The 26,681-nt window shown below is 72.8% G+C and carries 24 protein-coding genes; 8 read left to right on the top strand and 16 right to left on the bottom strand.

Annotation, left to right across the window (positions count from 1 at the left end; all coding sequences use genetic code 11):
• Window positions 1-238: 238 nt before the first annotated feature.
• Entirely contained in the window at window positions 239-1,240 is a 1,002-nt protein-coding gene (locus tag CRP51_RS25825) for a C40 family peptidase (RefSeq protein WP_097233755.1), read from the bottom strand.
• A 350-nt stretch (window positions 1,241-1,590) separates the two neighbouring features.
• Here CRP51_RS25825 and CRP51_RS25820 point away from each other — a divergent pair, with 350 nt between their 5' ends.
• Both CRP51_RS25820 and CRP51_RS25815 read left to right on the top strand, forming a co-directional pair.
• Complete coding sequence (locus CRP51_RS25820) at window positions 1,591-1,899, top strand: DUF8827 family protein (RefSeq protein WP_097233754.1); 309 nt, start codon at window positions 1,591-1,593, stop codon at window positions 1,897-1,899.
• 52 nt (window positions 1,900-1,951) lie between these two features.
• A complete protein-coding gene (locus CRP51_RS25815) occupies window positions 1,952-3,142 on the top strand; it encodes a PQQ-dependent sugar dehydrogenase (protein WP_097233753.1) in 1,191 nt (396 codons plus the stop codon).
• A gap of 10 nt (window positions 3,143-3,152) precedes the next feature.
• On the opposite strand, the gene mqnP is transcribed toward CRP51_RS25815, so the two are convergent.
• Entirely contained in the window at window positions 3,153-4,076 is a 924-nt protein-coding gene (gene mqnP / locus CRP51_RS25810) for a menaquinone biosynthesis prenyltransferase MqnP (protein WP_245880808.1), read from the bottom strand.
• Window positions 4,073-5,524 carry a menaquinone biosynthesis decarboxylase gene (locus tag CRP51_RS25805; protein ID WP_097233752.1) on the bottom strand — a complete coding sequence of 484 codons (1,452 nt, stop codon included), beginning with the start codon at window positions 5,522-5,524 and terminating at the stop codon, window positions 4,073-4,075. The genes mqnP and CRP51_RS25805 overlap by 4 nt, the downstream gene beginning before the upstream one ends.
• 85 nt (window positions 5,525-5,609) lie before the next feature.
• On the opposite strand from CRP51_RS25805, the gene CRP51_RS25800 reads away from it, so the two are divergent.
• Window positions 5,610-6,044, top strand: coding sequence for a PLD nuclease N-terminal domain-containing protein (locus CRP51_RS25800; protein WP_097233751.1), 435 nt, complete (start codon window positions 5,610-5,612; stop codon window positions 6,042-6,044).
• A gap of 58 nt (window positions 6,045-6,102) precedes the next feature.
• Here the strand turns inward: CRP51_RS25800 and CRP51_RS25795 are convergent, their stop codons facing one another.
• From CRP51_RS25795 to hemL, 9 genes are all read right to left on the bottom strand, one after another.
• Window positions 6,103-6,990 carry a M23 family metallopeptidase gene (locus CRP51_RS25795; RefSeq protein WP_097233750.1) on the bottom strand — a complete coding sequence of 296 codons (888 nt, stop codon included), beginning with the start codon at window positions 6,988-6,990 and terminating at the stop codon, window positions 6,103-6,105.
• 70 nt (window positions 6,991-7,060) lie between these two features.
• The gene (locus CRP51_RS25790) at window positions 7,061-7,582 is read right to left on the bottom strand and encodes an ArsR/SmtB family transcription factor (RefSeq protein ID WP_097233790.1); all 522 of its coding nucleotides are present in this window, start codon (window positions 7,580-7,582) and stop codon (window positions 7,061-7,063) included.
• Between the two features lie 113 nt (window positions 7,583-7,695).
• Window positions 7,696-8,379: a M23 family metallopeptidase gene (locus tag CRP51_RS25785; RefSeq protein WP_097233749.1), complete on the bottom strand. Its 684-nt coding sequence runs from the start codon at window positions 8,377-8,379 to the stop codon at window positions 7,696-7,698.
• A 498-nt stretch (window positions 8,380-8,877) separates the two neighbouring features.
• Window positions 8,878-9,960, bottom strand: a complete 1,083-nt coding sequence (gene ccsB / locus CRP51_RS25780) for a c-type cytochrome biogenesis protein CcsB (protein WP_097233748.1) — start codon at window positions 9,958-9,960, stop codon at window positions 8,878-8,880.
• Entirely contained in the window at window positions 9,960-11,960 is a 2,001-nt protein-coding gene (gene resB, locus CRP51_RS25775) for a cytochrome c biogenesis protein ResB (RefSeq protein ID WP_097233747.1), read from the bottom strand. The genes ccsB and resB overlap by 1 nt, the downstream gene beginning before the upstream one ends.
• Window positions 11,961-11,963: 3 nt before the next feature.
• Window positions 11,964-12,707 (bottom strand): cytochrome c biogenesis CcdA family protein, encoded by a 744-nt coding sequence (locus CRP51_RS25770; protein WP_097233746.1) that lies wholly within the window; start codon window positions 12,705-12,707, stop codon window positions 11,964-11,966.
• 7 nt (window positions 12,708-12,714) lie between these two features.
• Entirely contained in the window at window positions 12,715-13,299 is a 585-nt protein-coding gene (locus CRP51_RS25765) for a TlpA family protein disulfide reductase (protein ID WP_097233745.1), read from the bottom strand.
• A gap of 70 nt (window positions 13,300-13,369) precedes the next feature.
• A complete protein-coding gene (locus tag CRP51_RS25760) occupies window positions 13,370-14,047 on the bottom strand; it encodes a histidine phosphatase family protein (protein ID WP_097233744.1) in 678 nt (225 codons plus the stop codon).
• A 97-nt stretch (window positions 14,048-14,144) separates the two neighbouring features.
• Window positions 14,145-15,467, bottom strand: a complete 1,323-nt coding sequence (hemL, locus tag CRP51_RS25755) for a glutamate-1-semialdehyde 2,1-aminomutase (protein ID WP_097233743.1) — start codon at window positions 15,465-15,467, stop codon at window positions 14,145-14,147.
• Between the two features lie 117 nt (window positions 15,468-15,584).
• Between hemL and CRP51_RS25750 the strand changes: the two genes are divergently transcribed.
• The 4 genes from CRP51_RS25750 to CRP51_RS25735 all read left to right on the top strand — a co-directional run bounded on the left by CRP51_RS25750 (window position 15,585) and on the right by CRP51_RS25735 (window position 19,708).
• Window positions 15,585-16,157, top strand: a complete 573-nt coding sequence (locus CRP51_RS25750) for a hypothetical protein (protein WP_097233742.1) — start codon at window positions 15,585-15,587, stop codon at window positions 16,155-16,157.
• A 206-nt stretch (window positions 16,158-16,363) separates the two neighbouring features.
• On the top strand, window positions 16,364-17,077 hold the full coding sequence (locus CRP51_RS25745; RefSeq protein WP_097233741.1) for a hypothetical protein: 714 nt from the start codon (window positions 16,364-16,366) through the stop codon (window positions 17,075-17,077).
• A gap of 102 nt (window positions 17,078-17,179) precedes the next feature.
• The gene (locus CRP51_RS29010; RefSeq protein ID WP_170970677.1) at window positions 17,180-17,956 is read left to right on the top strand and encodes a DUF3558 domain-containing protein; all 777 of its coding nucleotides are present in this window, start codon (window positions 17,180-17,182) and stop codon (window positions 17,954-17,956) included.
• 219 nt (window positions 17,957-18,175) lie between these two features.
• Window positions 18,176-19,708 (top strand): DUF2637 domain-containing protein, encoded by a 1,533-nt coding sequence (locus CRP51_RS25735; protein WP_245880807.1) that lies wholly within the window; start codon window positions 18,176-18,178, stop codon window positions 19,706-19,708.
• 484 nt (window positions 19,709-20,192) lie between these two features.
• On the opposite strand, the gene lysS is transcribed toward CRP51_RS25735, so the two are convergent.
• Window positions 20,193-21,905 (bottom strand): lysine--tRNA ligase, encoded by a 1,713-nt coding sequence (lysS, locus tag CRP51_RS25730; protein ID WP_170970679.1) that lies wholly within the window; start codon window positions 21,903-21,905, stop codon window positions 20,193-20,195.
• Window positions 21,906-22,287: 382 nt separating this feature from the next.
• On the opposite strand from lysS, the gene CRP51_RS25725 reads away from it, so the two are divergent.
• Window positions 22,288-23,499, top strand: coding sequence for a S8 family peptidase (locus tag CRP51_RS25725; protein WP_097233737.1), 1,212 nt, complete (start codon window positions 22,288-22,290; stop codon window positions 23,497-23,499).
• A gap of 21 nt (window positions 23,500-23,520) precedes the next feature.
• Here the strand turns inward: CRP51_RS25725 and CRP51_RS25720 are convergent, their stop codons facing one another.
• The 3 genes from CRP51_RS25720 to hemB form a co-directional block, all read right to left on the bottom strand.
• The gene (locus CRP51_RS25720) at window positions 23,521-24,672 is read right to left on the bottom strand and encodes a serine hydrolase domain-containing protein (protein WP_097233736.1); all 1,152 of its coding nucleotides are present in this window, start codon (window positions 24,670-24,672) and stop codon (window positions 23,521-23,523) included.
• Window positions 24,669-25,475 carry an SDR family NAD(P)-dependent oxidoreductase gene (locus tag CRP51_RS25715; protein WP_245880806.1) on the bottom strand — a complete coding sequence of 269 codons (807 nt, stop codon included), beginning with the start codon at window positions 25,473-25,475 and terminating at the stop codon, window positions 24,669-24,671. The genes CRP51_RS25720 and CRP51_RS25715 overlap by 4 nt, the downstream gene beginning before the upstream one ends.
• A gap of 88 nt (window positions 25,476-25,563) precedes the next feature.
• Window positions 25,564-26,580, bottom strand: a complete 1,017-nt coding sequence (gene hemB / locus CRP51_RS25710; RefSeq protein ID WP_281259706.1) for a porphobilinogen synthase — start codon at window positions 26,578-26,580, stop codon at window positions 25,564-25,566.
• Window positions 26,581-26,681: the final 101 nt, after the last annotated feature.

The following is a 26,681-nucleotide window of genomic DNA, read 5'->3' as shown; positions in this document are numbered from 1 at the left end:
CCCCTTCGTGCAGTGGGGGACCCCGCCCGGGCGGGCGGGGAGCAGGAGCCCCTGTACCGGTACAGGTAACGCCCTTCATCTCCCCCGGAGTGCCGAACACCATCGAATGCCGGGCACAGCGTTATCGAACAGCAACGCCGTGCCACGGTCCGTCCCCGCCCGCGTGGCCAGAGAAGAACGCGCGGTGACGAAGGCGGCGCCGGGGGCGGGACCGGGGGGACGAACGGGGACACGGGCGTCAGCTGGCGACGGGGCGCGTCGCGCCGAAGTAGCTGGCCCTGTCGATCGGGTCGAAGCGGATCTCGGCGCCGGTGTAGGGGGCGTTGATCATGTAACCGCCGCCGACGTAGATGCCCACGTGGTCGATGCTGCGCGGGTCGGAGAGATCGGTGCCGAAGAACACGAGGTCGCCGGGGAGGAGTTCGTCGCGCGAGGGGTGCGGCCCCGAGGTCCACTGGTCGTTGGCGACGCGGGGCAGCTCGATCCCCACGGAGGCGTAGGCCGCCTTGGACAGACCCGAGCAGTCGAACCTGCCGCCGTCCTCCGGGGTGCCGTCGCCGCCCCACAGATAGGGGGTGCCGAGGTGCTCCTGCGCGAAGTTCACCGCGCCGGCGGCCTGTTCGAGCGGGGGCAGCCGCCGGTCCTCCTCGTCCTCCTCCTCGGGCGGCGCCGCGTAACCCTGCTCGGCGGCGCGGATGATCCGCACGTAGTTCTGCGTCTCCTCGTACGGAGGGACGCCGCCGTAGCGGATCACGGCGTAGGGGCCGGCGTTGTAGGCGGCGAGCATGTTGTCCACGGGGTCGCCCGGCACGTCCTCCACGTAGCCGGCCAGGGCGCAGTCGTAGGAGGCGGCGGAGGGAATGGCGTCCTGCGGGTCCCAGACGTCGGCCACGCCGTCGCCGTTGGCGTCCATGCCGTGGGTGGCCCAGGTGCCGGGGATGAACTGCGCGATGCCCTGCGCCGCCGCGTGGCTCTCCACGTCCGGCTGCCAGCCGCTCTCCTGGCCGAGCTGGGCGGCGAGGATCGCCGGCGAGAGGGTGGGGCAGTGGTTGCCCCACTCCTCGACCAGCTTCTCGTACTCGGGCGGCACGGTGTTCGCCGCGAGGCGGCCACCGCCGCCGGGGCGCCCGGCGCCGCCGAGGAACCCCGAGGAGGCGGCGTAGACGGCGAAGATGAGGAAGCCGACGAACGCCATCAGCACTCCGAAGCCGATCCCGGCCCCCAGCACGACCCGACGCATCGCCCGCCCCTTCGTTCCGCCGACGGTCTTCCAGCGAGCCGCGCTCGTCGGCCCGTTCGATGGTGCCACGGGTCGCCGCGTCACGCCCGGCTCCCGGCTGATCGCCCGTCGAGAACCTCACCACATCCACACCCGGCCGATGTACTTCGCGCCAACTTCCGTGCCCACGGGTGGAGATCCGGCCAAGGTGCCGACACGACGCGTGATGTCCGTTACCCCGTGCGGCCGTTGGCCACCCCCGACCACACGCGGCGACGAACGGCCGTCACCGAGCGGGAGCCCAACGTCAGCGGGGCGTGGCACAATCCGATGAGGAGGCGACAAGAGAGCCAGTGAGGTGGTGAGTTCGCATGCTCCTAGGGGCGGAAGAAGAGGACATCAACGACATCATCGGCGGAATCGCGCCCAACTGGGGTCCGTTCGCGGCGGTGGGCGACGAGGCCAGAACGATGATCCAGGTGATCATGGCGCTGGCGATCCTGATCTGCATGGCGATCGCGATCTGGGGCGCCGCCAAGCAGCGGATCGGTTCGACCGCCATGCGGGACAGCTTCAGCGCCGAGCAGGGCAAGGGCCTGATCGTCGCAGGACTGACCGGGATCTTCATCATCGGCTCGCTGGGCACCCTGTTCACCATCATCTACGGCATGGCGATCTGAGGATCCGGTACCGGGGTCCACGCGAGCGCGGCCGAGGAGGGAACGGCGACTGATGGGTGAACGGGCGGCGCACCCGCGCCCGTTGAAGCACGCGTTGCTGTTCGCCGTCGCGGGCGCCACACTGCTCGCCGGCTGCGCGGGCGGTCCCGCCGAGAACCGCGCGCAGCACGTCGGCATCGCGTCCGACCCCTCACCTCCGTCCAAGGGCACGGACGGGATGGACGGCGAAGGAGCGAGCGACGGTTCGACGGGGGACCCGACCGAGGAGCCCGAGCCGGTCGCCCCCGCCGAGGGTTCGGCCGACTCCCCGGTGACCACCGAGGTCGAGGGCTTGGAGGATCCCTGCTGCCTCGCGCCGATCCCGGGCGGCGAAGACGTCCTGGTCGGCTCTCGCAGCGGAGCCCTGGTCCGCGTGACGGCGGAGGGCGAAAGCACACCCGTGGGCCAGATTCCCGCCCTGTCGCAGGAGCGCCCCGGTGAGTTGCTGGGCATCGCGCTCGATCCGGGCCACGAAGACGGCGAGGACAGCTGGATCTACGCCTCCTACAGCACCTCGGAACAGGTCCGAATCGCCCGACTCACCTACGAACAGGAAGCGGGGCTCGGCAGCACCCCGGGCATTCTGGCCGGGCAGCTCCCCCTCGCCGAGTCCGGCAGCGGTGGCGCGCTCACCTTCGGCCCCGAGGGGATGCTCTACGTCGCGACGGGCGGCGCCGACGCCGAGGAGGCCGGCGACCCGGAGTCGCTGGCCGGCAAGATCCTCCGCCTGGAGCCGAACACCACGGACTCCGGCGGCCACCAGACACCCGACCCCCGGATCTACTCCGCCGGCTACCCCCAGGTGCGCGGCCTCGCCCACGACCCCGCCCGGGACCGGCTCTGGGCGGTCACGGTCACCGAGGAGGACGTCGCCGGGGTCGCGCAGATCCCGCCCGGCGGCGCCGGTGAGGCCGGGGCCGGGGGCACGCCCCTGACCTGGGATTCGGAGGAGGTCGGCTGGCCCGCCGAGACATCAGACCCGGTCGGCGTCGGCTATGCGGCCGGTTCGCTGTGGGTCCCGTCGAGCGGGGACGCCGCGCCGCTCTCGCGGCTTCCGCTCGACGGCCCGCGCCTCACGGGCCCCCCGCAGCCGCTGACGCCCGAGGCGTTCCCCTCCCCCGTGGCCACCGCAGCCGGCCAGGACGGCGAGTCGTTGCTGGTGCTCGGCGCGGACGGGACGCTGACGCGCTACCGGGTGAGCTGAGCCGCCGCCCTCACAGGCCGAGGCCGAGGCCGAGGCCGCGGGTCGCCAGGTCCGCCAGCGCGAAGCAGAACAGCGCTATGCCTACGAAGCCGTTGACCGTGAAGAACGCCCGGTTGACGCGGCTCAGGTCGCCTGGCCCGACGATGCTGTGCTCGTAGGCGAACGCCCCCGCCACCACGGCCAGGCCCGTCCACAGCAGCGGGCCGCCGTCGGTGGCCAGCGCGTACCAGGCGAAGAGGATTAGCGTCACCAGGTGGCTCAGCCGCGCGCCCAGCAGCGCGCCCGCGACGCCGAACCTGGCGGGCACCGAGCGCACCCCGCCGTCCCGGTCGGAGTCCACGTCCTGGCAGGCGTAGATCAGGTCGAAGCCGCCGATCCACAGCCCGACCGCCGCGCCCAGCAGCACCGCGTCCCAGGACCAGGAGCCGGTGACGGCGAGCCAGCCGCCGACCGGGCCCATCGCCTGCGCCAGCCCGAGGATCGCGTGCGGGAAGTCGGTGAACCGCTTGCCGTACGGGTAGACCACCATCGGCACGACGGCCAGCGGGGCCAGCGCCAGGCAGAGCGGGTTGAGCAGCGCGGCGGCGCCCAGGAAGAACGCCAGCGCCACCGCGGACCCGACCCACGCGGTGCGCACCGAGACCGCGCCGGTGACCAGCTCGCGGTGGGCGGTGCGCGGGTTGCGGGCGTCGATCTCGCGGTCGATGACCCGGTTCGCCGCCATGGCGAAGGTGCGCAGGCCCACCATGGCGACGGTGACCAGCCCCAACGTGGGCCAGTCGACCTTCTCGTCGTCGAGGTACATCGCGGTCAGCGCCGCGATGTAGGCGAACGGCAGGGCGAAGACCGAGTGCTCGATCATCACCAGCCGCAGGAAGGCCCGCACCGGGCCGGGCCCGGCGGCCGGGCGTTCGTCCGTCGCCTCGGCCGTCACAGTCCGTACTCCTTCCAGCGGCTGGTCACCCGCTCGGCGATCTCCGGGTCGGAGACGATCATCTCCGGCCAGCCGCCGTCGCGCGTGTAACCCTCCTCCGGCCACTTGGCGGTCGCGTCGATGCCGGCCTTGCCGCCCCAGAACTGCTGGTAGGAGGCGTGGTCCAGGTGGTCGACCGGGCCCTCGGTGAGCAGCACGTCCCGCGCGTAGTCCACGTTGCCCAGCGCGCGCCAGGCCACCTCTCGCTCGTCGTGCACGTCGCAGTCCGCGTCCACGACGATGACCAGCTTGGTCAGCGACATCATGTGGGCGCCCCAGACGGCCGACATCACCTTCTGCGCGTGCTTGGGGTACTTCTTGTCGATCGAGATGATCGCGCAGTTGTGGAAGCCGCCGCTCTCCGGCAGGTGGTAGTCGACGACGTCCGGGATGATCACCTTCAGCAGCGGCAGGAAGAACCGCTCGGTGGCGCGGCCCAGCGGCCCGTCCTCGGTGGGCGGGCGGCCGACCACGATGGACTGGAGGATCGGCTTGCGCCGCATGGTCACGCAGTCGATGGTGAGCGCGGGGAACGGCTCCTGCGGCGTGTAGAAGCCGGTGTGGTCGCCGTACGGGCCCTCCGGCAGCGTCACGCCCGGCTCCAGCCAGCCCTCCAGCACGACCTCGGCCGCGGCCGGCACCTGGAGCGGAACGGTCTCGCAGTCGACCATTTCGACCCTTTTCCCGCCCACGAAACCGGCGAAGAGATATTCGTCGATATCTCCCGGCAGCGGCGCCGTCGCCGCGTAGGTGACGGCCGGCGGGCAGCCGAAGGCAATGGCGACCGGAAGGCGCTCACCGCGCCTGGCGGCGACCTGGTAGTGGTTTCTGCTGTCCTTGTGGATCTGCCAGTGCATTCCGATGGTGCGCCGGTCGTGGCGTTGCAGCCGATAGAGACCGAGATTGCGCACGCCGGTTTCGGGGTCCTTGGTGTGGGTGAGGCCCAGGTTGAAGAACGAGCCGCCGTCCCGCGGCCAGGTGAAGAGCGCCGGAAGCCGGTCGAGGTCGACCTGGTCGCCCTTGAGCACCACCTCGCGCACCGGACCGTCCTTGGCCTTCTTCGGCGGGACGTGGGCCATCGACGCGAGCTTGCCGAACGCCTCGCGGAATCCGACGAATCCCTGCGGCAGCTCCGGCTTGAGAAGGCCGCCGATGCGTTCGCCGATCTCCTCGTAGGAACGCAGGCCGAGCGCCTTCAGCAGCCGGCGGTCGGTGCCGTAGACGTTCATCGCCAGCGGCATGTCGGAGCCTTTGACGTTCTCGAAGAGGAGCGCGGGGCCGCCGGCCTTGTTCACGCGGTCCGTGATCTCGCCCACTTCGAGATGGGGGTCGACCTCCGCCTTGACCCGCTTGAGGTCGCCGTCCTTCTCCAGTGCCTTCAGCAGCGCGCGGAGGTCGTCGTATGCCATGGGCCTCAGTATTCCGGACGCATTACCCTTGGCCCTAGTCAGGGGCCACGCTGGGGCCCACACCGTCTCGCCCAGGGGGACTACCATGCTGCGGGTGCTGATGTTTCTGGTACCTCTGGCCCTGGCCATCTACGCCTTGGTGGACTGCATCAGCACCAAGGACGAGGAGGTGCGCCACCTCCCCAAGCTGGTCTGGCTGGCGCTGATCGTCCTGGCCTGGGTCATCGGCCCGCTGGCCTGGATCCTGATCGGCCGCCGCCGTGGCGAGGGCGGGCCGCGCCGCCGGGGGAACGCCGGCTGGGTCGCGCCGGACGACAACCCCGAGTTCCTCCGTTCGCTCGGCGAGGAGAAGGACCGCTCCGCCAAGGGCGAGCGGGACGGCGAGGAAGAGAAGGACAAGGAGCTGCTGGAGAGCTGGGAAGAGGATCTCCGGCGACGCGAGGACGAGTTGCGCCAGCGTGGCGACGGCGACGAGGGCCCGGGGACGCCCCCCGAGCCCCCCGCCGGCGGCAAGGGCTGACGCCCCCGCCCGCGCCCACCCGCTTCGAGGCCGGCCCCACCCCCCGCGGAGGCCGGCCTCAGTGCCGCGCGGCCTCCGCGGGCACCGTGAACGACTCCCGCGTGCGCGGGACCCCGACGCCCTCCCAGCGGAACGGCAGCCCGCAGGCGGTGTCCAGGTCGGGGCGGTCCATCAGCTGGAAGTGCAGATGCGGCTCGGTGGTGTTCCCCGAGTTCCCGCAGCGCGCCAACTCCTGACCGGCGCGCACGCGTTCACCGGGGCGCACGGTCAACGATCCGCGCCGCAGGTGCGCGTAGGCGGCGTAGGTGCCGTCGCCGAGGTCCAGCACCAGGTGGTTGCCCACCACCAGGCGTCCGCTGACGATGTCCCGCAGGGCGCCCTCGAAGAAGAGGTAGAGCAGCGCCGGCCACGAGTTCCGGCTGAGGTGGTCCCGCTGCCGGTCGCTCGCGCTGACCACGGTGGCGTCGGCGACGGCCAGCAGCGGGGCGTCGAACGCGGGGAAGTCCGCGTTCCGCCGGACCGGCGGCCACCAGCCGAAGGCGGGGCGCTCCCCCTCGGCGACGATGTCGATGGCGTGGCTCTGCCCGTACTTCCTGATGCCGTGGCTGGGCACCCGGTCGGCCGGGCTGTTCAGCGCCGACCAGGTGCCCGTGACGGGCGGCGCCACGGTCAGCGGGGTCGCGTCGCGCGGCTCGTCGCGGCGCAGGAGCACGGCGGCGGTGGCCTGGCTGGCGCAGGCGGCGGCGATCAGCAGCCAGCCGCCGAGCATCGGCAGCCCGGTCAGCAGGTCGGTGACCAGGTAGGCAAGGAACGCCAGCCAGCAGCAGCGGCCCAGCACGGCGAACGTCTTCCGCGCGCGTCGGGGGCTCGGGGGCGTGCGGGGGGCGCTCGGTCCCTCGCGCTCTCCCGCGGTGGCGTGGGTGGTGGGCTGGTTCGTGTGCGGCATAGTGTCTCCCCGTTTCCTGGTGGCTCCCGAAGGCGGTGGGCTGGCGGACCGCTGTCCGCCCGGACAGGTCCTAGGGACCGGTCAGGGTGACCGCGACCAGCAGCGGCACGACGCGCTGCGGCGGCACGGTCCAGCGCCCCCGCCCGGCGGCGGTCAGCCAGCCGGCGGCGGCCAGTTGGCGCAGATGGTGGTAGATCTGGCCGGTGGTGCCGGTCTCCGGCAGCTCGGCCAGCTCCGCCGCCGTGCGGCGGCCGGCCAGCACCTCGCGCAGCAGCCGCAGCCGCACCGGGTGCCCCAGCGCGGCGAACGCGTCGGCTCGCGAGGACCAGTCGCCCTCCAGCAGCGCCTCGACGGTCTGCCCGTACTGCCACTCGTAGCGCTCGTCGGTGGGCAGCCGGACCGCGCCGGTGTAGAGCACCGCGCCGCCCTCGTCGGCCGCCTCGTCCTGCCGCTCCTTGAGCCCGCGCAGGGCCCAGAACCGCTCGGCGAGCGCGTCCTCGTCCCGCGCGGAAGCACCCGTCGGAGGCCGGGCCCCGGCCTCCAGCTCCGCCAGCCGCCGCTCCAGGGCGGCGACGCGTTCCTCCAGCTCCATGACCACGAGACTACGTAATTACGTAATCCCGCACAAGCGCTCCCGCCCCCGGACAGGCCGACGGCCCGGGCGCGCCGGGCGCCCGGGCCGTCTCGTCGGTCGGCGGGTGGGGGTCACACCTCCGCGTCGTGCTCGCCGCGCAGGAACTCCATCGGGTCCACGGCGGTGCCGTAGTCGGCGGTCGTGCGGATCTCGAAGTGCAGGTGGGGGCCACTGCTGTTACCGGAGTTACCGGACAGCGCGATCTCCTCGCCCGTCTTCACCTGATCACCCACGGCCACGTCCACCTCGGAAAGGTGCGCGTACTGGCTGAACGTGCCATCACCGTGATCGATCACGACCGCGTTCCCATACGCGGGACCGTCACCGGCACCGTTGCCACCGGCCTTCACCACGGTCCCCTCGTGCACCGAGGACACCTCGGTACCCGTCGGCACGGCGAAGTCCTGACCACTGTGCTTGCTGGTCCAACGGTCACCACTGTTGCCGTACGTCGCCGACAGCTCGTAGTCACCCGAGATCGGCGACACCCAGTCACTCGCCTTCGGCTTCTCGGCGGTCTTGCCCGGGGCCTCCTCGGCGCCGGTGCCGGCCGACCCTCCGGTCGGCCCGCCGTGCCCGGAGCCCATCGCCTCGGCGACGGTGTGCGCGGCGTAGACGTCGGCGGGGTTGCCGTCGGCCGCCACCGCCGCGCCCGTGAGGACGGCCGACGCGGTCAGACCGGCGGCGGCCACGGTGGCCACGCGGGTGCGCAGTCGGAGGTTCTCGCGGATGCGGTGCGTGGTGATCTTAGGCATGGAAGTCCACCTCGATAAATCGGGGTTATCCGGACAAAACGACCGAACACCACCTTGATAACCGACGCTCGGAACCCCGCACAAGACCCCCTGATACGACCCGGTCTCGTAGCGGGCGCGGCCGTTTCCCGGCGCTTTCCCGGCCGTCGCCCCCGGGTGCGGAGCGCCCTTTCGCGCACGCGCTCCACCACCCTCGGCAGCGGCTCCGACCTGCGGCGCTCTCACCAGGAAGGGAACGGAGTGCGGGCGCCGCGCCCCCTGTCACACCGCCTTCTGACGGGATTCCCCACGCGCCCGGGACGAAAGTCCCGGGCCCTTTGTCATTTCCCGCTGCTAAGCGCGGCCGTAGGCCCGATTTCGCTGTGGCCGGGGTCACGAGAAAGGCCCGGAAACGACGCGGAGCCCGCGCCGGAAACCGGGCGGGCCCTCGTCGAAGGCGGGTGGACGACACCCCGCGGAAGCCGTTTCGGCGGCGGTGCCGTCCCTTCTCTCCGGCGCTCAGACCCCGCCGTACGAGTGCAGACTGTCAAAGAAGATGTTCACACCGTAGTAGTTGATCAGGAAGCAGATGAAGCCGATCACGGCCAGATAGGCCGCCTTCCTGCCCTTCCAGCCCGCGGTGGCCCTGGCGTGCAGATAGCCCGCGTAGGCGACCCACGTGATGAAGGCCCACGTCTCCTTCGGGTCCCAGTCCCAGTAGCGCCCCCACGCGTTCTCCGCCCAGATCGCCCCGGCCACGATCGTGAAGGTCCACAGCGGGAAGACCGCCGCGTTGATCCGGTAGGAGAACCGGTCCAGGGAGACCGAGGAGGGCAGCCGCCCCAGCACGGACGAGCTGAGCCTTCCCGGCGTCGCGCCGGCGGCCAGCTTCGCCTCGTGGCGGTCCTTGAGCAGGAAGAGGACGCTGCCGATCGCGCCCAGGTAGAGCAGCCCGCCGCAGAAGATGGCCAGCGGGACGTGGATCCACATCCAGATGGAGTCCAGCGCGGGCACCAGCTGCTGCGTCTCGGTGTAGAGCACGGTGGTGGCCAGCCCCAGGTCCAGCAGGACCGTGCCGACCAGGACCAGCCCCAGCCAGCGCACGTTGCGGCGCAGCAGGAGCAGGGTGAGGAACGCGCCCGTCACCACCATGGAGAACGCGGTGGAGAACTCGTACATGTTCCCCCAGGGCCCGCGTTCCACCGCGATCGCCCTGGTCACCACGCCGCCGAGGTGCATCAGAAAGGCCAGCGAGGTCAGCGCGACCGCGATCCGGCCGTAGGTGTCGCCGCGCTCGTCGCCGCCGGCGGCGCCCGGGCCGTCGAGGGTCTCCGGCCGGCCGGGGCCGGTGGAGCGGGTCACGACCCGGGGGCGCTCCAGCACGCTGGTCGCGCCGTTCTTCCGCACGGTGACGGCGGGGGTCGCGGCGTCCGTGTCCTGGTCCCCTGTGTCCAGGGAGGCCGCGGTCCTGGCGACCCGGCTGCGTCCGCCGAAGACCCACTCGGCGACGTAGGCCAGGAAGGCCAGGGCGTAGACGGCCATCGCCGTGTACACCAGCAGGTTGCTGGTGTCGGCGAGGCCCTGGTCGGCGGCGAGCATCATCAGCGCGCTCCTTCGGCGGGCGGTGAGTCTGGCTTCCGTGCGTCTGGCGCGTCGGGCGCGGCCCCGGCGTCGTCGTCCTCGGTGGCGTCCGTCCCCGTGGCGTCCGTCCCGGAGGCGTCACGCTCCGCGTCGTCGCCCTCCGCGTCGTCGCCCTCCGGGGCCTCGTTCGAGGCGTCCGCCGCCCCGTCCCGCTCCGCCGGCCGCTCCATCGGCGCGTCCGGCTGGAGGTCGGCGGCGAGGGCGGCCAGTTCCTCGGGGATCCTCGCCGACTCGGTGCGGCCGAGCGAGGCCATCTCCACGACGGTCAGCCCGTCCGCTTCGGTCCGCGCCCGCACCCACACGCGGCGGCGCTGGAGGAAGAGCGAGCCGACGAGCCCGGCGATGGCCGCCATCGAGCCGTACAGCGCCCAGCTGGTCCCCTCGCGCGTGGCGATCTGGAACGTGGCCCAGTTCTCGAACTCCTCGAAGGTCAGCGTGCCCCGCCCCTCCGGCAGCTCCACGGACTCGCCGGGCAGCAGGTCGAAGCGGAACAGGTCGCCGCTCTCGTCGGTCAGCTGCTCCATGTCCTCGGTGTCGAGCTGGTAGACGTTCTGCGGGATGCCGGAGGAGATGCCCAGGTCGCCGTGGAAGGCGTTGAGCGTCAGCACCGGGTAGTCCGGCTCGGGGAAGGTCGAGTGCGGGCCGCGCACCTCGTCGATGTTGTACGTCGGGTTGAAGAAGCCCTGGAAGCCGAGCTGGTCGTGCTCCCCGTCGGGCCCCACGTAGTCGCTGACCTTGATCACGCCGGTCGAGGTGAAGCCGTTGTCCTGCGGCAGGAACGGCACCGGGCCGCTGAACGCGGTGTTCCCCTCCGCGTCGGTGACGGTCACCACCGGGGCGTAGCCGTGGCCGAGCAGCCTCACCTTGGCGTCGCCGACCCGCAGCGGCTCGTTGACCTCGATGCTCGACGACTCCTCGGTGCCGTCGTCGGTCCAGTAGGTCACGTCCGCGCGGAACTCGGTGGGCGTCCCGATGTCGACGCTGTCCCTGCTGTAGGCGTAGTGGAACTCGTCGAGGGTGAAGCCGAACCGCTCCAGTTCGTCCACGTCGTAGAGCTGGCCGGAGGAGAAGTCGTCGTACTGCGGCAGCGCGTTGGTGAAGCCGCTGCCCTGGACGACCAGCTTGCCGCCCTCGGAGTGGTAGAGCTGCCCGGCGGCGAAGGCGACCAGCATGACGATCAGCGCGACGTGGAAGAGCAGGTTGCCCGCCTCGCGCAGATAGCCCTTCTCGGCGGCGACCTGCCCCTCGCGCCCCGGGGTGTCCGCGACGTCCGTGCGGAACCTCCGGCGCCGCAGCCGCTGCCGCGCCGCCGCCAGCACCTCCTCGGGCGGGGCGGTGGTGCGCCAGGTGGTGTACGCCGGCATCCGGTCCAGCCGCCGGGGGGCGCGCGGGGGGCGCCCGCGCAACTGTCCGATGAACTGCCAGGTCCGGGGGACGATACAGCCGATCAGCGAGATGAAGAGCAGGATGTAGATCGCGGAGAACCAGATCGACGAGTACACGTCGAAGAGCTGGAAGCGGTCGTAGAACTCGGAGAGTCCCGGGTTCCGCTGACGGAAGTCCGCCGCGACCGTGACGTCCGACCGCTCCTGCGGAATCAGCGAACCGGGGATGGAGGCCAGCGCCAGCAGCAGGAGCAGCAGCAGCGCCACCCGCATCGAGGTGAGCTGCCGCCAGAACCAACGCCCCCAGCCGAGCAGCTCGCGCGCCACCCAGGACAGCGCACCGCCCACGCCGGGGGCGCGCGTGCCCGCGAACGAGCCGGGCACGGCGGCGCCCGCGGCCCGTTCGCCGTCCGCGCGTCCGCCCTCGGCGGTGTCCTCGTCGCCGTCCAGCGGCGCCGTGGTCAGCCCCGCGGTCGCCGACTCCTCGTCGCGCCGCTGGTCGGGCACCTCGGCCGGCTCACCCTCCGGGCCGCCGTCCGTGGCGACGCCCGAGCGGGGAGCGTCATCTCGTGTCATGCGTCAGACTCCCGGGGTGAACTGGACGCTCCAGACCTGCATTTCGTACACCATCCGGTCCCAGGCGCCCGTGACCAGCAGCACCCCGGTGACCATCAGCATCGCGCCGCCCAGCCGCATCACCCACAGGTAGTGCCGCTTGACCCAGCCGAACGCCCCCAGCATCCTGCGGAACGCCAGGGCCGCGGCGATGAACGGCAGCCCGAGACCCAGACAGTAGGCGAACGCCAGCAGCGCCCCGCGCCCGGCCGTGCCCTCGCTGAACGCCAGCATGTTGACGGCGGCCAGCGTCGGGCCCACGCACGGCATCCAGCCGATGCCGAAGACGATCCCCAGCATCGGGGCGCCCGCGAGCCCTATCCCCGGCCGCGTCCGCAGCCGGAACTCGCGCGGCGTCAGCCAGGGCAGCGCGCCCATGAAGAAGAGCCCGAGCAGGATGGTCAGCACGCCGAACACCTTGTTCAGCACGGACCTGTGCTCCAGCAGCGTCGCCCCGAACCCGCCGAAGAGCGCGCCCCCGGAGACGTAGACGGCGGTGAAGCCCAGCACGAACAGCCCCGCGCCGGCGAGCATCCGCCCGCGCCTGGCCTCGGCGAGGTCGGCGCCGCCGACGCCCGTGACATAGGAGAGGTAGCCGGGCACCAACGGCAGCACGCAGGGCGAGAAGAACGACACCAGGCCGCCGAAGACCGCGACCGGCAGCGCCAGCAGCAGCGCCCCGCTCAGTACCGTCTCGTTGTAGCCCATGCTCGGGTCAGCCCTCCGCGATCACCGGATCGAGGGCGTCCCGCAACTCGTCCTCGGTCAGCGGCTTCAGCAGCCGCACCGCGATCCGCCCCTCCCGGTCCACGATCAGCGTGGAGGGCACGGCCTGCGGGTTGAGGCTCCCCTTCGGGAACTCCAGCAGCAGCCGCCCGTCCGGGTCGTACAGGCTCGGGTAGGGCACCTCGTGGCGTTCCTCGAACGCCCGGGCGTTCTCCACGGAGGGGTCCCTGGTGTTGATCCCGACGAACTGGACGCCCTGGTCGGCCGTCTCCTCGGCGACCGTCACCAGGTTGTCCGCCTCGGCGATGCACGGCGCGCACCAGGAGCCCCACACGTTGAGCACCAGGATGTCCCCGGCGTAGTCGCTCACGCTGAGCTGCTCGCCCTCGACCGTCTCGCCGGACAGCTCCGGCAGCGCCTGGCGGTCGGCGGCGTCGACGACGGTGATGTCGCCGTTGCCCTGCACGATGTTGCTGTCGCCGCCGGAAGGCCCCGCCTGGTCGCCCGAACACGCGGTCAGCGCCACCAGGCCGGCGACGGCCACGGCACCCTTGACAACCCGAGACTGGATCATGTGAAAAGTTTCCCATGCGTCCCGAAGCGATCTTTGTCGCCCCCCGTCTCCGGGCCGCCGGCCGCTTCCGTCAGGCGCCGAACCCCTTGGCGCCCTTGACCTTCTTCGCCCCCGCGCGCAGATGCGGCGGCACCAGGTCCAGCGCCGGCTCGGTGTAGGCGACCGACACGATCCGGTCCCCCTCGTAGGTGAAGCTGGTCAACGAGGCCAGCGTGCACTGCCGGCTGCGCGGGTCGTGCCACAGCCGCCGCCGCTCCACCCAGCTGCGCAGCACCCAGATCGGCAGCTGGTGGCTGACACAGACCGCCTCGTGGCCGCGCGCCGCGTCCCGGGCCGCGTCCAGCGCGCCCTTCATCCGCACCGCCTGGTCGACGTAGGGCTCACCCCAGGAGGGGCGGAACGGGTTGCGCAGATGGCGCCAGTTGGCCGGGCGGCGCAGCGCGCCGTCGCCGATGCCGAAGGTCTTACCCTCGAAGACGTTGGCCGCCTCGATCAGCCGGCCGTCCGTCTCCACCGGGAGCCCCAGCGCCTTGCCGATCGGCGCCGCCGTCTCCCGCGCCCGTTCCAGCGGCGAGGCCACCACGTGCGTGACGTCGCGCTCGGCGACCCGCTCGGCGACCCGCTCCGCCATCCGCCGCCCCAGGTCGGAGAGGTGGAAGTCGGGCAGCCGCCCGTAGAGGACGCCCTCCGGGTTGTCCACCTCGCCGTGCCGCATCACATGGACGGTCGTCCGCTCGCTGCCGCTCATCGCTCCACTCCCGCTGTCGTCGCACCCGCCGCTATCCGCGCGCGGCCCGGCGGCCCGTTCCGTTCCCCCGCCGTGCCCGTCGTTCCCGACCGGCGCCTCACTCCGGCGCCTCGGCCTCGGCCGCCGCCCGCGCCGCCGCCGGCAGCGCCTCGGCGATCCGCTCCAGCGCGCGCTCGTCGTGCGCCGTGGAGACGAACCACGCCTCGAAGGCGGACGGCGGCAGATAGACCCCGCGTTCCAGCATCGCGTGGAAGAACGCGGTGAAACGGTACGTCTGCTGGGCCTTGGCGGTGGCGAAGTCCGTCACCTCCGCGTCCGTGAAGAACACCGAGAACATGTTCCCCGCCGCGCTCACCCGGTGCGCGACGCCCTCGCGGGTCAACGCGTCGGCCGCCAGCGCGCGCAGCCGCGCCGAGGTGGCGTCCAGCCGCGCGTACGCGTCGTCGTCCAGCAGCCGCAGCTGGGCCAGGCCGGCGGCGGTCGCCACCGGGTTCCCGGAGAGGGTGCCCGCCTGGTAGACCGGGCCCGAGGGCGCCAACTTGTCCATGACGTCGGCCCGTCCGCCGAACGCCGCCGCCGGGAAGCCGCCGCCCATCACCTTCCCGAAGGTGAACAGGTCGGCCTCGACGCCCTCGACGCCGTACCAGCCCTGTCGGCTCATCCGGAAGCCGGTCATCACCTCGTCGGAGACCAGCAGCGCGCCGTGTCGCCGGCACAGCTCCGCGAGCCCCGCGTTGAACCCGGGCAGCGGCGGGACGACGCCCATGTTCCCCGGCACCGCCTCGGTGATCACGCAGGCGATCTCGCCCGGGTGCGCCTCGAACGCCTCGGTGACGGCGGCCAGGTCGTTGTAGGGCAGCACCAGCGTCTCGCCGGCCTGCGCGCCGGTGACGCCCGGCGTGTCGGGCAGCCCGAACGTCGCGACCCCCGAGCCCGCGGAGGCCAACAGGGCGTCGACATGGCCGTGGTAGCAGCCGGCGAACTTGATCACCTTGGCGCGCCCGGTGAAGCCGCGGGCCAGCCGGATCGCCGACATCGTCGCCTCGGTGCCCGAGGAGACCAGCCGCACCCGCTCGACCGGGTCGACCCGGCCCACGATCTCCTCGGCCAACTCGACCTCCCCCGGCGTCGGGGTGCCGAACGAGGTGCCGCGCTCGACGGCGGCGCGCACCGCCTCCAGGACGACCGGATGGGAGTGGCCGAGGATCATCGGCCCCCAGGAGCACACCAGATCGACATATTCCCTCCCGTCCGCGTCGGTGAGGTAGGGACCGGTACCGGACACCATGAAACGGGGCGTACCGCCCACGGCGCCGAAAGCACGTACCGGAGAGTTCACGCCACCGGGGGTGACACTGGCCGCGCGGTCGTAGAGCGTCTGCGAGACTGGGGCTTCGATGGATCGGGTCACGCGGTCCATGGTGACATCAGCCCCTCACAGCTCGGTGTCAGGGCGTTTCGCAGCCGCCTGAGGGGGGAGGTGTCTGGAACGATGATCGGGTTTGTGCGGCGGGGTCGCGAGTAGTCAGGTGGTGACATGCAGCGCGGTGGCGAAATCGGCGAGGGAACGGGAGATCACGGATCTGAGCCCTCACCCCGATCCCGCTCCCGCCGGGGCAGACACCGCCGCAGGACGGACAACGGCGAGTTCGAGTTGCGGGGTCGAGGCGGCCGGATGGCCGTGACGTACAAGTACTTCGGCGCCCCGGACGGCGCCACCGCGGCGCGGGTGCCGCTCTCCATGCGCCCCGAGGAGCTGGGCGGGGACGAGCTGGGTCAGGGGATGTTCACCCGGATCAAGCCGGAGACGATGGCCGCCATGGTGCTGACCGGCATCGAGGGCATACCGCTGCACCGGGTGCCCCCGCTGGAGCTGGTGGTGCTCCACCCCGACTACGCGGTCGTCAAGTTGCCGACCACGGTGGTGGACCCGCTGCGCGGCATCGGCGACGAGACCGTCGGCGCCGCCGCGTTCATCTGGTCGACGGTGCCCGACCGCAGCGGCCCCAACGACGCGTTCGGCGTCTACCGGCTGCTCAACGAGTGGCAGGACTTCTCCCGGCGACTGCACGAGGCGGGGCACCAGCCCTACTGCCTGGTCTGGCCCTGAACCGGCCCTCTCCCCCTCTCCCGGGCGCTCCCGGGCGCTCCCGGGCGCTCCCGGCACCGGACACGTCGCCCTTCTCAGCCGTGCCCGTTACCCGTTTGGCGGTCGCCTGGGGTAGACATGGTGCCCTGCGAACGTCGGCCGGCTGTCAAGAGTCCCGAGGAGGCCAGGTGCGAGGCTGGGCAAGGGTCACGCGGTGCGCGTTGCCCGTGGCGCTGATACTCGGAAGCGTCGCCTGCTCGGGCGGCGGCGGCTCCGAGGACACCGACGGCTCCGACACCACGGGCGACACCCGCACCGCCGCCGGCCAGGGCCGTTACTCCGGGCTCCCCGAACCCTGCGGCGCCGTGCGGCAGGAGACCCTCGCCGAACTGCTGCCCGGCGCCGACCCCGAGACCTACGCCGGCGAGCCGCTGGCCACCTACGACACCGGCCGCCGCGTCGGCTGCGAGTGGCGGCACGCGGACGGCTCCGACACCCGGCGGCTGAGCGTCGACTTCCAACGGGTGATCTCCTACGAGCCCGAGGTCAGCGACGACGACCAGGCCGAGCGGGACTTCGAGGAGCTGGCCGCCGAGGCCGGGGTCACCATCACCGAGGAGGACTCGGACGACGGCCCCGAGGAGGGCGGAGACGGCGACGGCGGCGCGGACCATGTCTCGCCCAACCTCGGGGACTCCACGAGCACCGCCGCCAGAAAGCTCGATGGCATTGGTCACGTCGCGTTTCTCGATGACCGTCTGACCAGCAACGACACCGGAGACCGCCGACAGGTGACCCTCGCGTTCCGCAACGCGAACGTTATCGTCACCGTCGTGTACGGCGTCTCCACCACCCGGCCGGAGGCGGCGCCCGACAGCTCCAGCACGCAGTCGCACGCCGAGTCGGTGGCCAGGCAGCTCGCCGAGGGCCTGGACGGCTGACGCCGCCGCGTCCTTCGGACCGGCGGCCCCGGGCGGGCGTACCGTGACGGGGCAGGACACGGCCCACCGCAACGAGTGACTGGTAACGGAAGCGAAGAAGACATGAACGGTAAAGCCTCGCGACTCGCCGTCCGCATGACGGCCCTGGCCGCAGCGCCCGTGCTGTTCGTCGCCGGCTGCTCCTCCGACCCGGAGCCGGAGAACGACGACGCGCCGGCGAGCGAGAGCCCGACCCCCGAGCCCGTCAAGTTCGCCGAAGTCCCTGAGCCCTGCTCGCTGGTGAGCGGCGACACCATCGGGGAGGTGGTGCCGGAGGCCGACCCCGAGGAGGGCGAGGAGCTGGAGTCCAGCAACACCACGACCTCGGCGGCCTGCCTGTGGAACGGCCTGGACGAGTACCAGTTCCGGTCGCTGACCGTCTCGTTGCGCCGCTTCGACTCCGACCCGGCCGTGGGCAGCGGCGACGAGCGGGCCACCGCCTACCTCCAGCAGATGGTCGACGAGATCACGGGCGACGAGGCCAACCAGGAGCCGGCGGCCGAGGAGTTGCCGGAGACCGGGGACGAGGCGGTCTCCGTCGCCTACCGGGTCACCAAGGAGGCCGAGGACGCGGAACACGACTACACGCAGCAGCGCGTGGTCGTTCGCGACGGCAATGTCGTGCTGACCGTCGACTACTCGGGCGCCGGCTTCGAGGACGACGACGCGCCGGGCGCCGGCGACGTCAAGGAGGCGGCCGACCGCGCCGCGCAGGAGGCCGCGGCCAAGCTCGGCTCGGCTGCCGGCGGCGGCGAAGGCGAGGAAGAGGGCGGCGAGGACTCGGAGGACTCGGGAGAGTCCGGGGACGCGGCCGAGGGAGTCGAGCCAGAACGCGACTGAGCGCGACTGGGCGCGACTCAGCGCGCCGGCGCGGCGAGCTCACCCGCGACGAGGGGCGTGCGCACGGGAGTTGACGGGCCGCCGTCGGCGGGGCGACGCCGCGGTGACGGGGCGCCGTCGGCGGGGCGCGGCACGGTCGGCGCGTACATGCCCTGTCGGCATGTGCCAGTCTGGGGCCGACACCGGGACCCCACCGGCGACCCCTGGGAGGCACCAGCAGTGGCCGCGATCCAACTCACCCGTGCGCATCGCGTCCTCGTCGGCATCGTGCTGGCCGGGGCCGTGGTCATCGCCACCATCGGGTTCGTCGGCTCCTACGCAGCCGTCCGCGACCTGGCGGAGCGCAAGGGGTTCGGCGACTTCGCCCCCTTCTTCCCCATCGGCGTCGACGCCGGCATCGTGGTGCTGCTCGCCCTCGACCTGCTGCTCACCTGGCTGCGCATCCCCTTCCCGCTGCTGCGCCAGAGCGCCTGGCTGCTGACCGCCGCCACCATCGCCTTCAACGGCGCCTCGGCCTGGGGCGATCCGCTCGGCGTCGGGATGCACGCGATCATTCCCGTGCTCTTCGTGATCACGGTCGAAGCGGCCCGTCATGCGATCGGTCGCGTCGCGGACATCACCGCCGACCGTCACATGGAGGGCGTGCGGATGTGGCGGTGGTTCCTCTCGCCGATCCCGACGTTCCGGCTCTGGCGGCGGATGAAGCTGTGGGAGCTGCGCTCCTACCAGGAGGTCATCACGATGGAGCGCGACCGACTGGTCTACCAGGCGCAGTTGCGCGCCGAGTACGGCAGGGCCTGGCGGCGCAGGGCGCCGGTCGAGGCGAGGATGCCGCTCAAACTGGCGCGCTACGGCGTGCCGTTGCGCGAGACGGCCGCCACCGGCCTGGCCGCGGCGCGGCCCCGGCTGGCGGTGGGCGCCCAGGAGCGGCCGCCGGCGCCGGAGGGCGGCGTGCCGCCGGAGAACGGGGGGCGCGCGGGGGGCGATGAGCGCGTACGGCTGAGGGAACGCGCGGGGCGTGAGCGCCCCGAGGTCCGCCATCCGGAGGATGGCTCGGGCGCCGCCGAGGTGGTCGAGGAGGCGGTCGAACCGGCGTGGTTGAACGGCGGGTTCCGGCCGGTACCCGGCGAGGTCAACGGCGGGGACGAGCACGCCGGCGCCCGCGCCGCCCGGACCGCCCGGGAGCCGGTGGACGCGGTGCCCCCTGCGCGGGGGGAGGCGGCGGGCGCCGGCCGGGGTGGCCGACCGCGCGTCGCGGAAGAGGAGTACGCGCCGTCGGACGCGGGGGCGCCGTCCCGCACCGAGGAAACGTTTCGCGCCGAGGAGCATCACCGGGCCGAGGAGCCCGACCGGATCGAGGAGCCGTACGGCGACGGGGAGCGGGCGCCCGCGGCGGAGGCCGCGCCGGGTGAGGCGGCGGTGACCGTGCCGGTGGGACCGGGGCGGCGGCGCGCGCTGGGGAACGCCCCGGCCGTCGGGGAGGCGCACGAGCAGTCCTGGCAGGCGGAACACGCCGAGCGGGGCGGGCGACCGGCCGAGGGCGGGCCGCCGAGCGACGCCTTCTACGACGCCTATCGCCAGTACATAGTCGAACAGGGCGACTTCCCCAACGCCCGGCAGCTCTCCCGGTTTCTGCACGAACGGTTCGCCATCACCGACACCGACGGGACGCTGCTCAGCGAGCAGTATCTGCGGGCCTACACCCGGGGGTTCAGGGAGCGGTACAGCGCGGAGATGGGCACCGGGGTCTGACACGGAGCGCCCGCGTGCGGCCGTGCCCGCCCTCCGCCCTGCCCGCCCTCGGCCCTGCCCGCCCTCGGCGGGCGACGGGCCCCCGGGGGGGCGCGGGCGTTCGACACGCGCCCCCGCGACGCGCTCCTCCTCGGCGCGTCCTTCTCGTCGCTCTGTGTAGTCCTTTCGTAGGGCGGGGAACCCTCCCCGGGGATGACGACGGAGTGTCACTTACCCCCGCACCATGGTGACAGTCAGTGAAGAGTCGTCGGGCGTCGTGGGGTTGGACGCCGGGGGGAGAGCCATGCCGTCCTCGTTCGCCGCCGGGAAGCGCCACGTACCGGGGCCACGCGCCCTGCCCCGCCCCTGGCGTCGCCCCACCGCGCCGCCCCGGCCCGGCATCGCGCACGGTCCGCCCGGGAGCGCGGCGGGGCCTCCGGCGGCCGCTCGGCCGCCGGAGGCCCCGGAGAGACGTGCGAGGACGCGCCGCGCGGGGAGGGCGGCCTCAGCCGCCGAGCAGCCGCCGGACGCGCTCGGCGCCGACGGCGAGCAGCAGCGTCGGCAGGCGGGGGCCGGTCTCACCACCGACCAGCAGCCGGTAGAGCAGCGCGAAGAAGCCGCGCTGCGCCGCCTTCAGCTCCGGAGTGGGCTTGGCGTCCACCGCGAGCCCCGCCCGCAGCTTGGGCACCCCGTAGAGCAGCGCGGTCAGCCCGTCGAGGGACCACTGGTTGTCCAGTCCCTCCAACAGCAGCTCAAGCGAGGCGCGTTGCTCCTCGTCGAGCGAGTCCAGCAACGCGGTGTCCGGCTCCGTGCGCACGCGGGTGCGCTGCTCGGCCGGCACCTGGGTCTCCACCCAGCGGGTCGCCCGGTCCAGCCGGGGCCGGACCTCGTCCAGCGACCCGACAGGGTTGTCGGGGTCGACCTCGCGCAGGATGCGCAGCGTCTGCTCCGCCTCCCCGGTGGTGATGTCCACCACGGAGGCGAGCATCCGGTAGGGCAGCGGGCGCGGGGTTCGCGGCAGCGCGCCGGCCGCCGTGGAGACGGCGCGGCCGTGCGCGGCGAGGTCGGCCGGCTGCGCCGTGCCGGCGGCCACGCGGCGGGTCAGCGCGTCGAACTCGTCGTAGGTGCGCTGGATCTCGGAGTCGAAGGCGATCTTGAACGCCTGGTTGGGGCGCCGCCGCGCGTACAGCCAGCGGAGCAGCGGGGCCTCCATGATCTCCAGCGCGTCGGAGGGCACCGGGACGCCGCCTCGGGAGCTGGACATCTTGGCCATGCCGCTGATCCCGACGAAGGCGTACATCGGCCCGATCGGCTGCTTGCCGCCGAAGATCTCGGAGACCAGCTGGCCGCCGACCACCCAGGAGGAGCCCGGCGAGTGGTGGTCGACGCCGGCGGGCTCGAAGACCACGCCCTCGTAGGCCCACCGCATCGGCCAGTCGACCTTCCAGACCAGCTTCCCCCGGTCGAACGCGCTGAGCTTGACGGTCTCCTCGAAGCCGCAGGCGCAGGTGTAGCGCAGCTCGGTGGTCTCGTCGTCGTAGGAGGTGACGGTGGTGGTGTCCCGGCCGCAGGCGCCGCAGTAGGGCTTGTACGGGTAGTAGCCGGAGTCCCCGGAGCCGCCGTCGTCCTCGCTCGCGGCCCCGGAGCCCTCGACGGCCGCCAGCTCCGCCGCGTCCTCGCTGGCCGCCAGAGCGGCGTCCTGGAAGTCCTTGCCCTTGGTGCGGTAGCGCTCCAACACGGCGTCGATCCGCCGGCGTTCGCGCATCGCGAAGAGGATCTGCTCGCGGTAGGCGCCCGAGGTGTACTGCTCGGTCTGGCTGATGCCCCTGACCTCGATGCCCATCTCCGCCAGCGCGGCCTTCAGCGGCGCCTTGAAGTGCTCGGCCCAGCTGGTGTGGGCGCTGCCGGCCGGGGGCGGCACGGAGGTCAGCGGACGGCCGATGTGCTCCTGCCAGCTCTCGTCCACGCCGGGGACGCCGGCCGGCACCTTGCGGAAGCGGTCGTAGTCGTCCCAGGAGACGAGGTGCTCGCAGGGCACCCCGCGCCGCTTGATCTCGTCGGCCACCAGGTGGGGGACCATCACCTCGCGGAGGTTGCCGAGGTGGATCGGGCCCGAGGGGCTCAGGCCCGAGGCGCAGACGACCGGTTTGCCGGGGGCGCGACGCTCCGCCTCGGCGATGACCTCGTCGGCGAGTCGGGAGACCCAGTCGGTCTCCATGGTGGTCTGACCCACGGCTGGCACTTCTCCTTCTTGCTTGAGGTGACCGGCTCATTGTCCCACCCCGGCCGCGCGCCCCGCACCCGCGTTCACGGGGCGGGGGTGTCGCCCACCGGCGGTCGGGGGCCGCCCCAGCCGCCCCGCACCCACGTTCACGGGGCGGGGTCGCGGAGAAGCGTTCCGTGCCACAACTCCGTTGCGCCGCTTTGCATTTATATGACAAAAACGCACCTACCGCCCGCACCCCCTTGCTCAATTCCTCATGTTCGACGAACCTTTCGAGCTGACAGGTGATGAGCGCACGAGTGTCATGCTCACGCCCGTTACTCAGAGCACTTCCCCCACACACATTCGCGCTTCACCTTTCGAGGAGGACCCCTCTATGGCAGGGATGCGTATCACTCGTCGCGCCACCGCGGTGGCGGCCACGGCGGCTCTCGGCCTCGGCGCCGGCGTGCTGCTCCCCACGATGGCCTCGGCCGACGAGACCCCCGTCGACGCACGGACGTTCATCTCCAACGCGAACGCGCCCGGCACCGTCGACGACAGCTACCTGGTGGTGCTGAAGGACAGCGCCCTCAAGGCCGCCTCGGGCGGCGCCGAGGAGCTGGCCGAGCGCTACGACGCCGAGGTCACCAGCACCTACGACACGGTGCTCAACGGCATGGCCATCTCCGCCTCCGAGGAGGAGGCCGTGGCCCTGGCCGAGGACCCGGCGGTGGCCGAGGTCGTGCAGAACCAGGAGTTCACCATCTCGGGCACCCAGTCGCCCACCCCGTCCTGGGGCATCGACCGGCTGGACCAGGCCGAGCTGCCGCTGGACGACTCCTACACCTACCCCGACCACGGCGGCGAGGGTGTCACGGTCTACGTCCTGGACACCGGCGTCCACTACAGCCACGAGGACTTCGGCGGCCGCGCCGAGTTCGGCTTCGACTCCTTCGGCGGCGACGGCAGCGACGCCCAGGGGCACGGCACCCACGTGGCGGGCACGGTCGCCGGCGGCGAGTACGGCGTCGCGAAGAACGCCAACATCGTCTCCGTCAAGGTGCTCGACGACTCCGGCTCCGGCACCACCCAGTCCGTGGTCGACGGCATCGAGTGGGTCACCGAGAACGCCAGCGGCCCCTCCGTCGCCAACATGAGCCTCGGCGGCGGCGTCGACGAGGTGCTGGACGCGGCCGTCAGCGAGTCCATCGCCGCGGGCGTGACCTACTCCATAGCCGCCGGCAACGACTACGGCGCCGACGCGGACGACTCCTCGCCGGCCCGCGTGCCCGAGGCCATCACGGTGGCCGCGAGCAACGACGCCGACAGCTCGGCCGAGTTCACCAACATCGGCTCGGTCGTGGACATCTACGCCCCGGGCGAGGACATCACCTCCGCCTGGAACACCGGCGACACCGCGGAGAACACCATCTCCGGCACCTCGATGGCCGCCCCGCACGTGGCCGGTGCCGCCGCGCTGTACCTGGCCGACAACCCGGACGCCACCCCGGACGACGTCCTGGCCGGCCTCACCGAGGCCGCGCTGCCGGACGCCGTCGCCAACCCGGGCGCCGACACCACGGGCAACCTGCTCCAGGTGGGCTGACCCGCTCGCGCCCGGCCCCGCTCAGGGGCCGGCGCGCAGCGCCCGTGCCAACACAGCGGCCGGGGCCCGGCGGAACGCTCCGTCGGTGCCCCGGTCGCGGCGCGGATGGACCCGGTTGGTCAGCACCACCAGCAGCACGCCCGTGGCCGGGTCGGCGACCAGCGCGGTCCCCGTGAACCCGCCGTGGCCGAAGGCCGTGGGCGAGGCCAAATCCCCCATCAGCGCCGGCTGGTCGAGCTGCCAGCCCAGGCCCCGGGCGGCCTCGGGCCCCAGCCCCGCGTTCTGCTGACGCAGCATCTCCGCCACCCACCCCGCCCCCAACACCCGCACCCCGCCCAGCACGCCCCCGTCGAGCACGGCCTGCGCCAGCGTCGCCAGGTCCCGCGCGGTCGAGAAGATCCCGGCGTGCCCCGCGACCCCGCCCAGATAGTGGGCCTTCTCGTCGTGCACCTCACCGCGCAGCATCCCCCGCCCGCTCCACGGCTGGTACTCGGTGGCAGCGCAGCGCGCCCGCAGCGCGCCCGAAGGGCGATAGCCGGTGTCGCTCAACCCCAGGGGTCCGGTGACCAGTTCGGCGACCAGCGCGTCCAACGGCGCGCCGGCGGCCCGTTCCACCAGCGCCCCCAGCGCGATCAGCCCCAGGTCCGAGTACCGGTAGGCCGCCCCCGGAGCCGACTCCGGCGGCTCGGCGCCCACCGCCGCCAGCCGCGCCGCCGCGTCCGGATGGCCCTCCAGCGCGATGTCCGCCGGCCAGCCGCCGGTGTGCGTCAGCAACGACCGCACCGTCATGTCGGGAAACCCGGGCAGCCAGCGGCTGATCGGCGCGTCCAGCCCCACCTCGCCCCGCTCGGCGAGCCGGACCACGACCAGCGCGGTGAACACCTTGGAGAGCGAGGCCAGGTCGAAGACCGTGTCCGGCGCCATCGGCACCCGCTCCGCCTCCGGCAGCTCGACCACCGCGCCGTCCCGCACGCCGAACCGCACCGCGTACCCGCCCGCCTCGTGGGCCGCGATCACGCCGTCGCGCGCCGCCAGCACCACGAACCCGGCGAACGACGGCTCCGGCCCGTCGAGGAACGCGCCCAGACTGGGCGCGAGTTCGGCCAGCGCCTCCGGGTCCAGCCCCGCCTCCTCGGCCGTGCCGAGACGCAGCGCCCCCGCCGCCCCGGTCACCGCCCCCGAGCCTCACCGGGCGCGTCCGTCCGGACCGGTCCCCGGTGCACCTTGCTGTTGGACGCCTGGGCGCGCGGGCGCAGCACCAGCAGGTCGACGTTGACGTGCGGCGGCCTGGTCACCGCCCACGCGACGGTGTCCGCGACGTCCTCCGCCGTCAGCGGCTCCGCCACCCCCTCGTACACCTGCGCCGCCCGCTCCGCGTCACCACGGAACCTGGTCAGCGAGAACTCCTCCGTCCTGACCATCCCCGGCGCGATCTCGATCACCCGCACCGGCCGGTCCACGATCTCCAGCCGCAGCGTCTGGGCCAGCACATGGGCGCCGTGCTTGGCCGCCACGTAGCCGCCCCCGCCCTCGTAGGTGCCGTGCCCCGCCGTGGAGCTGACCACCAGCACCGTGCCCGCCCCCGAGGCGACCAGCCGCGGCAGCAGCGCCTGCGTCAGATGCAGCACACCCAGCACGTTGACCTCGTACATGGCGCGCCAGTCGGCCGGGTCGGCCTCCGCCACCGGCTCCAGGCCGACGGCGCCGCCCGCGTTGTTGACCAGCACGTCGCAGCGGTCGAGGGAGGCGGCGAACGCGTCCACGTCCGCCCGGTCCGTGACGTCCAGCCGCCGCGCCCACGCGGCGTGGCCCGCCGCCCGCAGCTCCTCGGCCAGCGCCTCGACACGCTCCTCCCGCCGGGCGGTCAGCACCACCTCGTATCCCTCGGCGGCCAGCCGCCGCGCCGTGGCCGCGCCGATGCCGCTGCTGGCGCCGGTGACGACGGCGAGCGAGGTGGATGCGGTGGTGGATGACACGGAAGCCTCCCAGGTACGCGCGGAACGAGTCATGCCGGAACGATCCACCCCATCATCCCCATCCGGACCCCCGAACGGAGACCGCCCCTCAGAGACGTTCGCGCGACCGGCGGGCGAACTCCGTCGCCCAGTACGTCAGCACCAGATCCGCGCCGGCCCGCTTGAACGCCGTCAGCGTCTCGTCGATCGCCCGCTCCCGGTCCAGCAGCCCGCGCTCCGCCGCCACCTCCACCATCGCGTACTCGCCGGAGATCTGGTACGCGGCGACCGGCACCGTCACCCGGTCCGCGATCGTCCGCAGCACGTCGAGATAGGGCAGCCCCGGCTTGACCATCACCATGTCCGCGCCCTCCGCCAGATCCAGCGCCAGCTCCCGCAGCGCCTCCCGCGCGTTCGGCGGGTCCTGCTGGTAGGTCGAGCGGTCGCCGCGGAGCGAGGAGTTCACCGCCTCGCGGAACGGGCCGTAGAACGCCGAGGTGTACTTCGCCGTGTAGGCCAGCAGCGCCACGTCCTGATGCCCGGCCGCGTCCAACGCCCGCCGGATCACGCCGATCTGGCCGTCCATCATCCCGCTCGGCCCCAGCACCCGGGCGCCGGCCTCCGCCTGCACCACGGCCATCTCGCCGTACCTGGCCAGCGTCGCGTCGTTGTCCACCCGCCCCTCGGAGTCCAGGACCCCGCAGTGGCCGTGGTCGGTCACCTCGTCCAGACAGGTGTCGGCCATCAGCACCAGCTCGTCGCCCACCTCGGCCCGCACCGCGCGCAGCGCCACCTGGAGGATGCCGTCCGGGTCGGTGCCCGGGGTGCCGACCGCGTCCTTCTTCTCGTCCTCCGGCACGCCGAAGAGCATCAGCCCGCTGACGCCGGCCTCGACCGCCTCCACGGCGGCGGCCCGCAGCGAGTCCAGCGAGTGCTGCACCACACCCGGCATCGAGGAGATCGGCACCGGGGCGTCGACGCCCTCCCTGACGAAGGCCGGCAGGATCAGGTCGGCCGGATGCGTCCGGTGCTCGGCCACCATCCGGCGCATCGCCGGCGTGGTCCGCAGCCGCCTCGGCCGCACCGTGGGGAAGGTCCCCGACGCACCGCTGAACTCCGCGTCCACTCCACTCAACGCGACCACCGATCTCCGTTGCTCACCTCGCCCACGGGTTGCCCACGGGCCCTTCCAGGACTCCCGTCGCCCGGCTCACCACCGCCGGGACG

The organism is Streptomyces zhaozhouensis (assembly GCF_900230195.1).
Lineage (GTDB): Bacteria > Actinomycetota > Actinomycetes > Streptomycetales > Streptomycetaceae > Streptomyces > Streptomyces zhaozhouensis.
This window is presented reverse-complemented; position numbering and strand designations above follow the sequence as displayed.

What these genes read in the sequence shown, in the direction of transcription:
- CRP51_RS25825 (WP_097233755.1), bottom strand. Translation starts at nt 1,240, where the DNA reads ATGCGTCGGGTCGTGCTGGGGGCCGGGATCGGCTTCGGAGTGCTGATG.
- CRP51_RS25820 (WP_097233754.1), top strand. Translation starts at nt 1,591, where the DNA reads ATGCTCCTAGGGGCGGAAGAAGAGGACATCAACGACATCATCGGCGGA.
- CRP51_RS25815 (WP_097233753.1), top strand. Translation starts at nt 1,952, where the DNA reads ATGGGTGAACGGGCGGCGCACCCGCGCCCGTTGAAGCACGCGTTGCTG.
- CRP51_RS25805 (WP_097233752.1), bottom strand. Translation starts at nt 5,524, where the DNA reads ATGGCATACGACGACCTCCGCGCGCTGCTGAAGGCACTGGAGAAGGAC.
- CRP51_RS25800 (WP_097233751.1), top strand. Translation starts at nt 5,610, where the DNA reads ATGCTGCGGGTGCTGATGTTTCTGGTACCTCTGGCCCTGGCCATCTAC.
- CRP51_RS25795 (WP_097233750.1), bottom strand. Translation starts at nt 6,990, where the DNA reads ATGCCGCACACGAACCAGCCCACCACCCACGCCACCGCGGGAGAGCGC.
- CRP51_RS25790 (WP_097233790.1), bottom strand. Translation starts at nt 7,582, where the DNA reads ATGGAGCTGGAGGAACGCGTCGCCGCCCTGGAGCGGCGGCTGGCGGAG.
- CRP51_RS25785 (WP_097233749.1), bottom strand. Translation starts at nt 8,379, where the DNA reads ATGCCTAAGATCACCACGCACCGCATCCGCGAGAACCTCCGACTGCGC.
- ccsB (WP_097233748.1), bottom strand. Translation starts at nt 9,960, where the DNA reads ATGATGCTCGCCGCCGACCAGGGCCTCGCCGACACCAGCAACCTGCTG.
- resB (WP_097233747.1), bottom strand. Translation starts at nt 11,960, where the DNA reads ATGACACGAGATGACGCTCCCCGCTCGGGCGTCGCCACGGACGGCGGC.
- CRP51_RS25770 (WP_097233746.1), bottom strand. Translation starts at nt 12,707, where the DNA reads ATGGGCTACAACGAGACGGTACTGAGCGGGGCGCTGCTGCTGGCGCTG.
- CRP51_RS25765 (WP_097233745.1), bottom strand. Translation starts at nt 13,299, where the DNA reads ATGATCCAGTCTCGGGTTGTCAAGGGTGCCGTGGCCGTCGCCGGCCTG.
- CRP51_RS25760 (WP_097233744.1), bottom strand. Translation starts at nt 14,047, where the DNA reads ATGAGCGGCAGCGAGCGGACGACCGTCCATGTGATGCGGCACGGCGAG.
- hemL (WP_097233743.1), bottom strand. Translation starts at nt 15,467, where the DNA reads ATGGACCGCGTGACCCGATCCATCGAAGCCCCAGTCTCGCAGACGCTC.
- CRP51_RS25750 (WP_097233742.1), top strand. Translation starts at nt 15,585, where the DNA reads ATGCAGCGCGGTGGCGAAATCGGCGAGGGAACGGGAGATCACGGATCT.
- CRP51_RS29010 (WP_170970677.1), top strand. Translation starts at nt 17,180, where the DNA reads ATGAACGGTAAAGCCTCGCGACTCGCCGTCCGCATGACGGCCCTGGCC.
- lysS (WP_170970679.1), bottom strand. Translation starts at nt 21,905, where the DNA reads ATGGAGACCGACTGGGTCTCCCGACTCGCCGACGAGGTCATCGCCGAG.
- CRP51_RS25725 (WP_097233737.1), top strand. Translation starts at nt 22,288, where the DNA reads ATGGCAGGGATGCGTATCACTCGTCGCGCCACCGCGGTGGCGGCCACG.